At 63.6% G+C, this 13,295-nt stretch carries 12 protein-coding genes; 8 read left to right on the forward strand and 4 right to left on the reverse strand.

Annotated features, from left to right (window positions below; translation table 11 throughout):
• The first annotated feature begins 20 nt into the window (after positions 1–20).
• Complete coding sequence (locus tag ACFOW7_RS05490; RefSeq protein ID WP_378161894.1) at positions 21–470, forward strand: GNAT family N-acetyltransferase; 450 nt, start codon at positions 21–23, stop codon at positions 468–470.
• A 114-nt stretch (positions 471–584) separates the two neighbouring features.
• On the opposite strand, the gene ACFOW7_RS05495 is transcribed toward ACFOW7_RS05490, so the two are convergent.
• Together ACFOW7_RS05495 and rfaD are read right to left on the reverse strand one after the other, a co-directional pair.
• The gene (locus ACFOW7_RS05495; protein ID WP_378161896.1) at positions 585–1,097 is read right to left on the reverse strand and encodes a dihydrofolate reductase family protein; all 513 of its coding nucleotides are present in this window, start codon (positions 1,095–1,097) and stop codon (positions 585–587) included.
• A gap of 9 nt (positions 1,098–1,106) precedes the next feature.
• Complete coding sequence (gene rfaD / locus ACFOW7_RS05500; RefSeq protein ID WP_378161899.1) at positions 1,107–2,105, reverse strand: ADP-glyceromanno-heptose 6-epimerase; 999 nt, start codon at positions 2,103–2,105, stop codon at positions 1,107–1,109.
• Between the two features lie 191 nt (positions 2,106–2,296).
• Between rfaD and ACFOW7_RS05505 the strand changes: the two genes are divergently transcribed.
• Complete coding sequence (locus tag ACFOW7_RS05505; RefSeq protein WP_378161901.1) at positions 2,297–2,770, forward strand: hypothetical protein; 474 nt, start codon at positions 2,297–2,299, stop codon at positions 2,768–2,770.
• A 122-nt stretch (positions 2,771–2,892) separates the two neighbouring features.
• Here the strand turns inward: ACFOW7_RS05505 and msrB are convergent, their stop codons facing one another.
• Entirely contained in the window at positions 2,893–3,291 is a 399-nt protein-coding gene (gene msrB / locus ACFOW7_RS05510; protein ID WP_378161902.1) for a peptide-methionine (R)-S-oxide reductase MsrB, read from the reverse strand.
• A gap of 105 nt (positions 3,292–3,396) precedes the next feature.
• Between msrB and ACFOW7_RS05515 the strand changes: the two genes are divergently transcribed.
• From ACFOW7_RS05515 to ACFOW7_RS05540, 6 genes are all read left to right on the forward strand, one after another.
• The gene (locus ACFOW7_RS05515) at positions 3,397–4,167 is read left to right on the forward strand and encodes an SDR family NAD(P)-dependent oxidoreductase (RefSeq protein WP_378161905.1); all 771 of its coding nucleotides are present in this window, start codon (positions 3,397–3,399) and stop codon (positions 4,165–4,167) included.
• Entirely contained in the window at positions 4,154–4,561 is a 408-nt protein-coding gene (locus ACFOW7_RS05520) for an RNA-binding S4 domain-containing protein (RefSeq protein WP_378161907.1), read from the forward strand. Before ACFOW7_RS05515 ends, ACFOW7_RS05520 begins: the two co-directional genes overlap by 14 nt.
• Before the next feature lie 98 nt (positions 4,562–4,659).
• A complete protein-coding gene (locus ACFOW7_RS05525; RefSeq protein ID WP_378161909.1) occupies positions 4,660–5,196 on the forward strand; it encodes a DUF2946 family protein in 537 nt (178 codons plus the stop codon).
• Positions 5,197–5,300: 104 nt separating this feature from the next.
• On the forward strand, positions 5,301–7,856 hold the full coding sequence (locus ACFOW7_RS05530; RefSeq protein WP_378161911.1) for an alkaline phosphatase D family protein: 2,556 nt from the start codon (positions 5,301–5,303) through the stop codon (positions 7,854–7,856).
• A gap of 446 nt (positions 7,857–8,302) precedes the next feature.
• Positions 8,303–10,171 carry a M61 family metallopeptidase gene (locus ACFOW7_RS05535; RefSeq protein WP_378161913.1) on the forward strand — a complete coding sequence of 623 codons (1,869 nt, stop codon included), beginning with the start codon at positions 8,303–8,305 and terminating at the stop codon, positions 10,169–10,171.
• 335 nt (positions 10,172–10,506) lie between these two features.
• The gene (locus ACFOW7_RS05540; protein WP_378161915.1) at positions 10,507–11,943 is read left to right on the forward strand and encodes a C13 family peptidase; all 1,437 of its coding nucleotides are present in this window, start codon (positions 10,507–10,509) and stop codon (positions 11,941–11,943) included.
• Positions 11,944–12,017: 74 nt separating this feature from the next.
• Here the strand turns inward: ACFOW7_RS05540 and ACFOW7_RS05545 are convergent, their stop codons facing one another.
• Complete coding sequence (locus tag ACFOW7_RS05545; protein WP_378161916.1) at positions 12,018–13,274, reverse strand: D-amino acid dehydrogenase; 1,257 nt, start codon at positions 13,272–13,274, stop codon at positions 12,018–12,020.
• Positions 13,275–13,295: the final 21 nt, after the last annotated feature.

Raw genomic sequence — 13,295 nt, forward strand, 5'->3', positions numbered from 1 at the left:
CCTCCACAGAACCCATCCCGATGTATGCGATCACCCAGGAAGACCCGGACAGCCCCGACGCCCGTCGATTGATCGACGAACTGTCCGCCACGCTGGCCCGTATCGCCGGCGACAACGGTCCCAGCCCGTTCGATCTGTCCGAAGCGCGTGCACCACAAGCCCGTTTCGTCATCGCCCGCGACGCCTCGGGACAGGCGCTGGGCTGCGGCGCGCTGCGCCCCATCGCCCGCGATATTGCCGAACTGAAGCGGATGTATGCCCGCCAGGGAAGAAACGGTGTCGGCTCGGCAATGCTGAAGCATCTGGAGGAAGAAGCCCGCCAGCTCGGCTACCGCGCCCTCTGGCTGGAAACCCGCAAAATCAACACCGTGGCCGTAGCCTTCTACCAGCGCCATGGCTATCTGATCATTCCCAACTTCGGCAAGTATGCAGGGCGCGACGATGCAGTGTGCTTTGCCAAGTCGCTGTAGCATTCAGCCCGCCGGGCCGCCGACTTGCCAGACGACCTGTGGGTCCTTGCCAAGCCGCAACAGATCAATCGCGACATAGCGGGTGTCCTTCAGCCGGAAACAGATATCACACTGCTAATTACACCGATACCGCAGCTGCACCAGACCCGTATCGAACGCCAGGGTCGATTCGAGCTTCAGCCGGTGGCTGAGGTCGCTGTTGGGGAATAGCGGGATGCCGCGTCCGAGAATGATCGGGTGGATCGACACCACGAATTCGTCGATCAGGCGATGTTGCAGACAGGTGGCGATCAGCGCGCCGCCGCCCACCAGCCAGACCAGCCCGCCTTCCTGGCTGCGCAGGTCGGCGATGAAATCGGCGGCATCGCCGCTGACGGCTTCGATATCGTCGTTGCTCCAGCTCAGCGGCCGGCTGGAGAACACATAGGCGCGTTTACCCGGATAGGGGTAGTCGCCGGTACTCAGACACTGGTCATAGGTCTTGCGGCCCATCAACAAGGTCTCGACCTGGTTGTAGAACGCCTGATAGCCGTAATCCTGATCGGTGAACAGCCAATCGACCGAACCGTCGGCCCGGGCGATATAGCCATCGAGGCTGGTAGCGATAAACAGCGAGACCTTGCGCATGGCGACTTCCTAGCGCGACTGGCGATACAGCCACTGGATATAGCGCGACACCCCCTGCTCGACATCGAGGAACTCCTCGCTGTAGCCAGCCGAGCGCAGCTGGCTGATATCGGCCTGGGTGAAGCTCTGATAGCGGCCACGCAGCGCGTCGGGGAACGGGATGTACTCGAGCAGGCCTTCGGCTACCAAGGCAGTCAGCGGCAGCACTTCCTGACCCTGCTCGCGCCGGCAGGCATTGACCGTGGCGGCGGCGAGTTCATTGAAGGTCTGGGCGCGGCCCGTGCCGAGGTTGAAGATGCCGCTTTGCTCGGAATGGTCGAGGAAATACAGATTGACCTTGACCACATCCTCGACCGATACGAAATCGCGCTGCTGCTCGCCATTGCCGTAGCCGTCGCAGCCCTCGAACAGCCGGACCCGGCCTTCGCTGCGGTATTGCTGGAAATGATGGTAAGCCACCGAGGCCATCCGGCCCTTATGGCCTTCGCGCTGGCCGTAGACATTGAAATAGCGCAGGCCGACCACCTGGGCGCTCAGGTCATCCCAGCGCCGCCGCACGATCTGGTCGAACAGCGCCTTGGAATAGCCATAGACATTGAGCGGCCGCTCGAACTCGCGCTGCTCGCTGAATACCCGGCCGCCACCGTAGACAGCAGCGCTGGAGGCATAGATGAACGGCACTTCCTCGGCCTGGCAGTAGTCGAGCAGGGCCAGCGAATATTGATAGTTATTGTCGAGGACATAACGCCCGTCGCGCTCCATGGTGTCGGAGCAGGCGCCCTGGTGCAGCACGGCGCGGATCTCGCCTTCGAAGTCGCCCGCGTCGAGCTGTTCGATAAAGTCTTCTTTGTCGACGTAGTGAGCGATATCGCAATCGGCCAGATTGACGAATTTGTCGCCGTTTTTCAGATTGTCGACCGCGATGATGTCGGTTTCGCCGCGTTCGTTGAGCGCCTTGATCAGATTGGAACCGATAAACCCGGCCGCGCCGGTGACGACGATATACATATTGGCGTTTCCTGAGCGGGCAAAAAAGCAATTGTACCTGCTGGCACGGCTTCGGCGTTCTCCACCATATTCATATATCGCAACGCGGCGCTGTACTAATGCAACTGGCATAAGCGGGCAGGCTTGGCGATAATCCGCCCCGGCCGTGGCTGGCAACAGCCGGCCGCCTTCCTTCACCTTGGAATACCGCGATGAAAACAAAGCCAAAAACCCTGAGCATCTGTATTTCTGCCTTGCTTGCCCTGAGCGCCGTCGGCGCCCAGGCTCAACAAACGATGGTGCTAGACCCGGAACTGGGCCTGTCGACCGAGCTGGCGCAAAGCCTGCCGCAGGTCGGGGACGATGTCTCGGCACTGTACGACCTGTATCGGGTGGCACTGCGCCTGTCGCCGAACAAGCCCATTCCGATGCCCAAGATCGATGTGGTGATGAAGGACTTCCGCAAGTACAGCTTCGAATCACACGAGACCCGCGCCCGCAACTACCACGACTTTATCGGTAGTGCCGGCAGCTGGACCGTGCGCCGCGACGGCGTGGTGGTGTGCCAGGCCTGCAGCGGCCATGCCAAGCTGGCCGGCGACGGCTACTGGATCTTCGTCCAGCCCGAAGGCAGCACCAGCCCGAGCCAGGTCTGGGCCGTCCAACTGGCCGGTCGGCAGGAATAAGCGGCGGTCGTATACGGACCGGGTCGGGCCGCAGTCCGATCTCTGCGTCCGGACACAAAAGTAAAAAACAAGGACCATTCGTCACAAGACGAGTGGTCCTTGTTTTCATAAAAGAAAAAATCCTACTCGGACTTTTTCGGCTCCAGCCTCAGCGAGGCCGAGTTGACGCAGTAGCGCAGACCGGTCGGCGCCGGACCATCCTCGAACACATGGCCCAGATGGGCATCGCAGGCTTCGCACAGAATCTCGGTCCGCACCATACCGTGGCTGCGATCGACCCGTTCGGCCACGGCACCGGGCACGGCACGGAAGAAGGAAGGCCAGCCGCAGCCGGCATCGAACTTGGTGTCGGACTCGAACAGTGGGGCATTGCAGCAGATGCAGCGATACAGGCCCGGGGTGCGGGTATCCCAATAGACCCCGCTAAAGGGTCGCTCGGTATGGGCCAGGCGGGTCACGCGAAACTGTTGCTCATCGAGCTGGGCTTGCCACTCGGCGTCGCTTTTGACTACTTTTGCCATCTCCATCTCCTTTTCAGTCGGGGCCGCAGCGGGGCTGCCGTTCAGCCCGGCGGCAGGCGCCCATGGTAGACTTCCCCGTTTAGTCGAACCGCACCGGAAACGCTTATGCAGCCCTGGGAGTCTTTCAACGCATCGCCCGATTATCTCAAGGATCGTGTGATCCTGGTCACCGGCGCAGGTCAAGGGCTAGGCGAGACGGCCGCGCTGGCTTTTGCCCGCCATGGCGCCACCGTGATCCTGCTGGGCCGCAACGAGAAAAAGCTGGCCCGCGTCTACGACGCCATCGAGGCGGCGGGTGGCCCGCAGCCGGCGGCCATCCCAGTCGATCTGGCCGCCATGACCGACCAGGATTGCGTCAATCTGGCCAATCTGATCTGGAAGGAATTCGACCGGCTCGACGCAATCTTCCATTGCGCCAACGGCTTTACCTTCCTCTCTCCCCTGATCAATCAGAAGCTCGAAGAATGGGTCGAGATGTTCCGCGCCAATGTGGCGGCGCCTTTTGCCCTGACCCGTGCCCTGCTGCCGATGCTCAAGCGCGCCGGCGACAGCTCGGTGGTATTCGTGGGCGAAAGCCACGGCCTCCAACCCAAGGCGTTCTGGGGCGGCTACGCGGTCAGCCGGGCCGGTCAGGCGGCGCTGGCGCGGATCGCCGCCGACGAATGGGAACGCGAGTTGCGGGTCAATCTGCTGGTTCCCGGGCCGATGCGCGGCCCGTTCCGACTCAAGACCCATCCCGCCGAAGACCTCGAATCGCTGCCGCCGTTGCAGGCCTTTGAACCGGCCCTGTTGTGGGCCATCGGCCCGGCCAGCCGTGGCCATAACGGCGAAACCTGGTTCTGGGGCGATCAGGAGACAGCCCATGCACAAGGATAAAGACGAACAGCCGGTCCGCATCGATAAATGGCTGTGGGCCGCCCGCTTCTTCAAGACCCGCTCGATTGCCACCGACGCCATCGACGGCGGCCACGTCCACCTCAATGGCGACCGAGTCAAACCGGCGCGGGCGCTCAAGGTGGGCGACCGCTTGCGTATCCGCACCCTCGGCGATGAGTTCGAGGTGGTGGTGGAAGCCCTGTCCGACCGCCGCGGCCCCGCCAGCGTCGCCCAGACGCTGTATCGCGAAACCGACGAGAGCTTGCAGGCCCGCGAACGCCGCCGCGAGGAAGAAGCCTTGGCACCGCAGTTCGACCACCCGGCTGCACGCGGTCGCCCGACCAAGAAATGGCGCCGCCAGTTGCACCGTTTCGAACGCAGCAATCAGGACTGAAGCCACTTCCAGCCCCTTATACCGGCTCGCACCCCGTTCGGCCATGCGCTATAAACCTTGCATGCGTCACGGAGCGCGGGCCGGCGAGGCAAACTCCCATGGATGATATTGTTCGCGCCGCCATGGCCAAATGGCCGACGGTGCCAGCCGTCTACGGCTGGCTGTCGCTCGACGCCCGGGGCGACTGGCACTTGCAGGGCCAGCGGCTCAGCCACCCGGGCCTGCTCGATTTCATCGGTCGCAATTACCAGGCCGACGCCGACGGTGCCTGGCATTTCCAGAACGGCCCGCAGCGGGTCTATGTCGAGTGCGAGCGAGCGCCCCTGGTGGCGCGGCTCGGCGCCGACGGCCTGTGCGACCAGTTCGGCCGTCCGCTGGGTCCGCTTGAGGCGGTCTATGTCGATCAGACGGGCGACGTCTGGTTTGCCAGTGCCGCCGGCCCGGCCAGTCTTGACGATCGTGAGCTGGCGGCCTGGATCGAACAGCTAGAAGGCCCGGCACTGGACGAGTGGCTCGATCAGTCCGAGGCGGCGCCCCGGTTCTGCGGTCTGGCGCTGCAAGCTGCCCAGGTGGGTGAAATGCCCACAGTGCTGGGGTTCATCGCCGTACCTTGTACATCGATTCACAAAAAATAAGCCGCTTGCTGGTACTATCGAGCGCTTGCTGGCCGGACTGCGACCGGTCTGAATAATCCTCGCGCGCAGCCGTCGCGTCGTAACAATGAAACAGGAGATCTCGCATGGATAGGCGACAGTTTTTGAAGCTGGGCGGCTTTCTGACCGTATCGGTGGCAACCACTGGTTTGGCCGGCTGTGGCGGCGGCGATGGTGACAGCACCGATTACACGCCTGATCCCAGTCTGCCGAGCACGCCGCCGGCGACGGGCCCCGGTTGGAAATTCCCCCAGAGTGTCGCCTCGGGTGATCCGCGTCCCGATGGCATCCTGCTGTGGACCCGGGTGGTCCCGGCCGGCGCCGACGATGTCACCAGTGTCGCCGACGGCAACTTCACCATCCGCCTGCTGGTCACCGACGCCGACAATGCGGCTGCCCTTGGCAGCAACACCGCCCTCACCGGCACGGCGGTGGTCGATACCGGACTCCCGGTCTACGCCACCTTCGACCACACCGTGCGGCACAAGATCATCGGCCTGGCTCCAGGCCGCACCTATTACTACCAATTCATCGCCGGCGACGTCCGTTCGCGCGTCGGCCGCTTCAAGACCGCGCCGGCCGTCGATGCCGATCTGGCGCAGCTGCGCTTTGCCTTCATGTCGTGCCAGGACTGGAGCATCAACCACTGGGGCGCTTTCGAGCATATCGTTGCCAGCAACGAGAACCTCGACTTTATCGTCCACCTGGGCGACTACATCTACGAAACCGTGGGCGAAGCCTTCCAGACCGGTGCGGTGGAAAGCCGTCATCCGCTGCTGCAACTGCCCAATGGCGCCTTCAAGAATGGCGTCTCGGGCGCCCGCTATGCCGTGTCGCTGGCCGACTACCGCTATCTGTACAAGCGCTACCGCACCGACAGCCGCCTGCAGGCGCTCCATGAACGCTATCCGCTGATCGCGGTGTGGGATGACCATGAATTCAGCGACGACGCCTGGCGCGACGCCGAAACCTACAGCCACGGCAGCTACAACACCAGCACCGGCGGCGACAACAACCACCAGTTGAGCCGGCGCCGCAGCGCCAACCAGGCCTGGTTCGAATTCATGCCGGCCGATGTGAGCTACGCCTCGGCCACGCCCGGCTATGAAAATATCCAGATCTACCGCGAGCTGCGTTTCGGCCGGCTGGCCCATCTGGTGATGACCGACCAGCGGCTCTACCGGGCCGACCATATGGTGCCGGAAGCCGCGCCCAATCCGCTGACCGGCCAGCCGCTCGGTTCGATCGGCAGCCGCTATATGGTGCCCGAGAATATCCTGTACGGCGCCGAAGCCCAGAAGATGGCCGCCGCCACCCAGCTCGGCTCGCCCGACCCGCTGGCCTTCGTGGCCATGCTGGGCAAGCCGCAGCGCGACTGGTGGAAGAATGTGATGGCCTCGTCCAACGCCACCTGGAAGCTGTGGGGCAACGAAGTGTCGCTGCTGCGGATGGGGGTAGACGGCACCACGGCCATCGCCACCCTGATCGCCCTGTCCTCGGTGCCGACGCTGGCGACCCAGATCGCCAACGCCGCGTCCCAGACCAGCGGCAATATCGCCGTCGCCTCGGCCCTGGTCGGTGCCGTCACCGCCGGGGCCTCGCAAGACACGGCTGCGCTGGCCGCCCGCTCGATTGCCGAAGCTGCGGCAAGTGGCGCCAACAAGGTGTCGGTCGCCATGGCCGCCGGCCTCAATGCCAGCCAGGCCGGCGTCGCCGCTGCCGCCTTCGATGCCGCCCAGGCGGCCGCCATCGGCGGCAGCAGCGCCCAGGCCGCGGCGGGCGCCCAAGTGGTGGCATTCGGTGCGGTCAAGGCCGATATCCAGGCCCGTGGTGCCGAATCGAGCTATATCCCGACCGACAAGCGCGCGCTGCTGTCGGCCTTCTTCACCAAGTTCCTGCTCAACGCCGACCAGTGGGACGGCTACGATGCCGAGCGGCGCGACCTGATGCAGCATCTGAAGGGCAACAATATCAAGAACGTGGTGGCGCTCACCGGCGATATCCACGCCTTCTTCACCGGCACCGTGCACGACAACTACCGCGCCGCCGGCAACGGCACGCCGGTGATGGTCGATCTGGTGACGGCCGGCATCAGCTCCGATTCGTTCTTCTCCTATCTGCGCGATGCCGTGGGCACGCTGTCGAGCGATCTGGCGCCCTTGGTGTTCTATCCGCTGACCATCCCGGTGCCGGGCCTGGGCAGCATCCAGATCACCTTCAACCTGCTCGATTTCTCGATGAGCCGGCTGCCGCCATCACTCGACGAGCTGGCCGATCAGGCCCGGGTTCAGGTCCGTGGCGCGCTCGCCACCAAGGGTCTGCCCGAGTCGCAGCTCGATGCCACCACCCGCGCCGTGCTCGAAGGACTGAAGGCCGAACCGGCCTTCAATACCACGCTGCTGGGTCTCGCCCGTGCGCTGGCCGGCATGAACAGCAATCCGTGGCTCAAGCTGACGCTGACCGATGCCCAGGGCTATGCGGTGGTCAATCTGACCCAGACCCAGCTGACTTGCGAATTCCGTCAGGTCAACAAGCTGGTCGGCAATAGCGCACCGAGCAATATCATCGCCCGAACCCTGTTCGCCACCGTGCCGCGCGACAGCGCTTCGGTGACGGTGGGTGAGCCCAGAACGCTCGTCTAAAGCCGAGTGATCCGCTCCAAGACAAACACCGCGCCCAGGCGCGGTGTTTTGTTGTGTGAGACAGGAGAGTCGCCTGGCAGAAAATCGAGAAGTGGGAAGCAAGCCGACACCACCAACCGTCCAATCGGCCGACCTTGATCAGCGAGCGCATCGGCGCGAGATTGTTCGGGATGGGGCGGCTTAGCCGTCTGCCCAATGCGCAGGAAAAGGCGATTCCACGTCCGCAGCCGCCCACAGAGGTCAACGCCCGCAAGGAATAAGACAGAGGAAGCAGGACGCGCCGGAACCGGGCTGACACGTCCGCGGACCAGCCCGCCGCCGCCACGGTAAACGCCAGATGCCAATATAAATTTATTACGCCAAACCAGTGCCAAGTAAATAGCCATACCAAATACGATATTAAAATTTCTTCCTTATCCTCTCAGCAATCGCGACGGTATGACGCCATGCCCATGCTAGAATCCCCGGCTTTCCGTCCCTCTGCCGCCGACGCCATGAAAGCCGCCCCGATCCGCTACCGTATCGCCGCTGTCAATCCTGCCGCCCATCTGTTCGAGGTCACCCTGAGCGTGGCCCAGCCCGCTGCCACCGGCCAGCAGTTCTCCTTGCCGGTCTGGATTCCGGGCTCTTACATGATTCGGGAATTTGCCAAGCACATCGTCGCCATCACCGCCGAAAACAAAGGCAAGCCGGTGGCACTGGAGAAGCTCGACAAGCACACCTGGCGCGCGGCCCCGGTCAAGGGCGAATTGACGCTGCGCTATACCGTCTATGCCTACGATCTGTCGGTACGCCACGCCTACCTCGATACCCAGCGCGGCTTTTTCAATGGCACCAGCGTGTTCCTGGCAGTCGAAGGCCAGACCAGCCTGCCGTGCGAAGTCGAGATCGAAGCCCCGGCCGGCAAGGAATACCGTGACTGGCGCGTCGCCACCAGCCTGCCTGCCGCCGGTGCCAAGCCCTACGGTTTCGGCACCTATCGCGCCGGCGACTATGACGAGCTGATCGACCACCCGGTCGAGCTGGGCGACTTCACCCTGATCCAATTCAAAGCCCATGGCGTGCCGCACGACTTTGTGCTGTCCGGTCGCTTCAAGCGGCTCGACAGCAAGCGGCTGGCGCGCGATGTGAAAAAGATCTGCGAATACCAGATCGACCTGTTCGGCCAGCCGGCGCCGTTCTCGCGTTATGTATTCATGACCATGGTGACGGGCGACGGCTACGGCGGCCTCGAACACCGTGCCTCGACCGCCCTGATGGCCAGCCGCGACGATCTGCCGCGCGATGGCGAAACCGTGATGAAAAGCGGCTATCGCCAGTATCTCGGGCTGATTTCGCATGAATACTTCCATAGCTGGAACGTCAAGCGGATCAAGCCGCAAGCCTACGCCCCCTACCGCACCGATCAGGAAAACTATACCCGTCTGCTGTGGGCCTTCGAGGGGCTGACTTCCTACTATGACGATCTGACCCTGGTCCGCAGCGGGGTGATCGATGTCGAGAGCTATCTCGAACTGCTGTCACATACCATCACGGGCGTGCTGCGCACCCCAGGCCGGGCGGTGCAGACGCTCGAAGAATCGAGCTTCGATACCTGGATCAAGTACTACCGCCCCGACGAGAACTCGCTCAACAGCGGCATCAGCTATTACACCAAGGGCGCACTGGCGGGGCTGGTGCTCGATCTGCATATCCGGCGCGAAACGGCCGGCCGCAAGTCGCTTGACGATGTGATGGTGGCGCTGTGGCAGCGCTACGGCCGCGAGTTCTACGAAGGCCGCCCCGAGGGCGTGCCCGAAGACGGCTGGGAAAAGATGGCGCTGGAAGTCACCGGCCTCAAGCTCAAGCCGCTATTCGACCGGCTGCTGCGCTCGACCGAGGAACTGCCGCTCCAGGAAATGCTGGCCACGGTCGGCATCGAGTGGCAGCAGCGCTCGCAGGTCGGCAATGCCGACAAGGGCGGCTGGCTCGACAAGAGCAAGGAAGGCACGCCTTGGCTCGGCGCCCGGACCACGGTCGAACAGGGCCTGGTCAAGCTGACCCATGTGTTTACCGATGGTCCGGCCCAGAAGGCCGGTCTGTCGGCCGGCGATCTGATCGTCGCATTCGACGGCCTGCGCGCCGGCGGCAATCTCGACACCCTGCTCAACCAGTGCCGCGCCGGCGACAAGGTCGATATCCACGCCTTCCGCCGCGACGAGCTGTTCAAGACCAAGCTGGTGCTCGAAGCAATGCCGGTCCAGACCGTGGGCCTCAAGCGCAGCGACGACGACCCCAAGCTGGTCGAAGCGCGCCGCGCCTGGCTCGGCGCCTGATTCCGATTCCCGGCAAAACGGCGTCCAGGCCCGCAAACCCCGAGTGCGCCAACCGCCAAATGGCCGAGCGCACCGTCTGCCTCCGACTGCACGGCGATTCGCAGTGGACAGTCCGGGCAAGCGCGGCTGGACGCCATTTTGTAGCGGCATCGGTATGAGCCAGGTCCACCGCCGGGCCTGGACGCTGCTTGGCGCATTTCCGTTTGAAGCGGCGCCGCCACCACACCTGCTTGAGTGTCATGGCTCGGGCTTTGAGGTCCGGACACGCTGACGCCCAATTGGCTGGACCTGCCCGGACCGTTTCCCAATCAACTGCTTTATCACTGTTTCACTGCATGAATCGATCGCGCCCGCACGACAAGTCTCCGTTCGGCTCGGCCACGCTGGTACGTGGCCTGCTGGCGCTTTGCCTGCTGCCGCAATCACCGCGCCATTTCTCCCCCAGTGCCCTGCCCTGGCTGTTGGCGGTCTGGGTAGGCTTCGATATGGGCTGGGAGGATTTCTACCGACCGGCCGGCATGGACCCGGTCCTGCTGCGGGTGGGTCTACTGACCGGACTTGGCCTGTGGATGGCCTACGGGCTGGCCATCTGGCTGACAGTCAGACGCAGCCGCATCGTCTGGCATCTGTGGACCCTGCTCGCCGCCATGGCGCTATGGTGGCAATTTGCCAGGCCCGTGTTGATGCGACTGGAAAGTGCCATTGAATCGTTTCTGCCCGAGCAGACCTGGCTTCAGTTGGTCCTGCTGTTTATTCCCGGTCTCTGGCTCACCCTGGCCCTGGTGCGGCAGGCGCGCAGCCAGTTTCATCTGAGTGACCTGCGCAGCCTGCTGCTGCTGGCCCTGATCGGCACCATCTCGTGCTGGTGGGCAGTCGATTCGCGCACCCTGCTCTACTGGACCTGGAACGACAGCTACGCCAGCCAGCCGATTCCCACCACTGCGGCGCCGCCGCCGTTTCCCGAGGAATTGTTGTATCGCCAGCCGCAACTGCTGCGCGACGCGCTGGCCGCGCTGCCTGCCCAGCGGCCCGGCACGGCTGACCTGTATGTGGTCGCCGTCGCCGGTGACGGCAGCCAGGGGGTGTTCTGGCGCGAAAGCGAGCTGGCGGCACAGCGCTTTCGCGAGCGGCTCGGGGCACGCCATGCCGTGCTGTTGCAGAACCGGCCCGATCAGCCGCTGGCCGCGCCGCTTGCTACCCGCAGCAGTCTCGATGCCACCTTGCAGCGGCTCGGACGGCTGATCGACCCTGACGAGGATGTGGTACTGGTCTTCCTGACGTCGCACGGCTCGGACAGCTTTGAATTTCTGCTGCAACAGCCGCCGCTCGAACTGGCGCCGATCACCCCGGCCTGGCTGGCCGACAGCCTCAACCGCGCCGGTATCCGGCAGCGCATGGTGATCGTGTCGGCCTGTTATGCAGGCGGCTATATTCCGCCGCTGGCCACGACCGACACTTTGCTGATCACCGCCGCCGACGCCAGCCACAACTCGTTTGGCTGCGCCGACGATGCCGAGCTGACCTGGTTTGGCCAGGCACTGCTCAAGAATGCGCTGGAGCGCCAGACCACGCTGGAGGCGGCCTTCTATCAGGCCCGCGAGCAGGTTCGGCAATGGGAGAGTGCGGAGAACTATCCGCCGTCCAATCCGCAGATCTTCATCGGCGAACGGATCGGCGAACGGCTGGAGCAGATGAAAATTCTGGGAAGACGACCGAACAGCGCCGAAATGAAATTTATCAGCCAAGATCTTGCAAGACCCCAGGCCGAATAAAAATAGAAACAATAAAATTGAGCCAGAACGTCATTTACCAGTCGGCCGCCCGCCCAAGCGGACGGCCGACTGACTCAGCCATCGAGAAAATCGAACTGCAAGGGCGGACGCCGGCCGGCGATCAGCTCGGCCACCGCCCGGCCCGAACCCGGACCTTCGGTCCAACCCAAGGTGCCGTGGCCAGTATTGAGATAGAGATTATCGAAGCGGCGCCGGCCGATCAGCGGCACATTCGAGGGCGTCGAGGGACGCAGGCCGGTCCAGAACTGGACCGAATTGGGGTCGGCCGAATTGGGAAACAGCTCGAAATAGCGCCGGGTCAAGGCCTCGCAGCGCACCATATTGAGTTCGGTGCTATAGCCGTTGAGTTCGGCAGTGCCGGCGATCCGGATCCGGTCGCCCAGCCGGCTGTACACCATCTTGACCGCCTCATCGGTGATGCTGACCGTGGGCGCGCCTTCATGGTCTTCGATCGCCAGCGTGGCCGAGTAGCCCTTGGCCGGATAGATCGGCAGCCGGATGCCCAGCGGCGCCAGCAGCAAGGGGCTGTAGCTGCCCAGACACACCAGATAGACATCGCCGCGCTCGACCCCATGATGGCCGTCGGATTCGCACAGGCGCACTCCGGTGATGCGCTGACCGGCGTGATCGAGGCCGGCGATACAGGTGTTGTAACGAAACTGCACCCCACGTTCGGCCGCCAGACGGCCCAGATGCTGGGTAAACAGATGCGCATCGCCCGATTCGTCGTCGGCGGCATAGGTCGCGCCGACCAGACGGGCGCCGAGCCGGGTCAGCGCCGGCTCGATATCGATGGCCCGTTCGCGGCTGATCGGCTCGCGCACGCAGCCATAACGGCGCATCAGCTCGGCAGCACGACAGGCCGAGTCATAGGCTTGCTGTTCAAAATAGATTTGCAGGATGCCGCGGGTCTGCTGCTCGTAGGAAAGACCGGTCTCGGCCCGCAGGGCATGCAGCGTCTGGCGGCTGTACAGGCCCAGATTGACCATCTGCACCAGATTGCGCTCAAAGCGCCCGGGCAGGCATTCGCGCAGAAAACCTGCGCCCCAGAGCCATTGCCGCAGGTCGAGCTTGGGGCGGAACAACAGTGGCGAATCGTCCCGCCACAACCATTTCAGCACTTTCCACGGCGCGCCCGGGTCTGCCCACGGCTCGGACTGCGACACCGATACCTGACCGCCATTGGCGAAACTGGTCTCCAGTGCCGCATCGGGCTGACGGTCGAGCACGACCACCTCAAATCCTTCTTGACGAAGAAACCATGCCGAAGCGACGCCGGTAATCCCGGCGCCCAAAACGACCACCTTCATACTTCTCCTTGGAATGCAGTT

The organism is Chitinimonas lacunae, assembly GCF_042650885.1.
GTDB lineage: Bacteria > Pseudomonadota > Gammaproteobacteria > Burkholderiales > Chitinimonadaceae > Chitinimonas_A > Chitinimonas_A lacunae.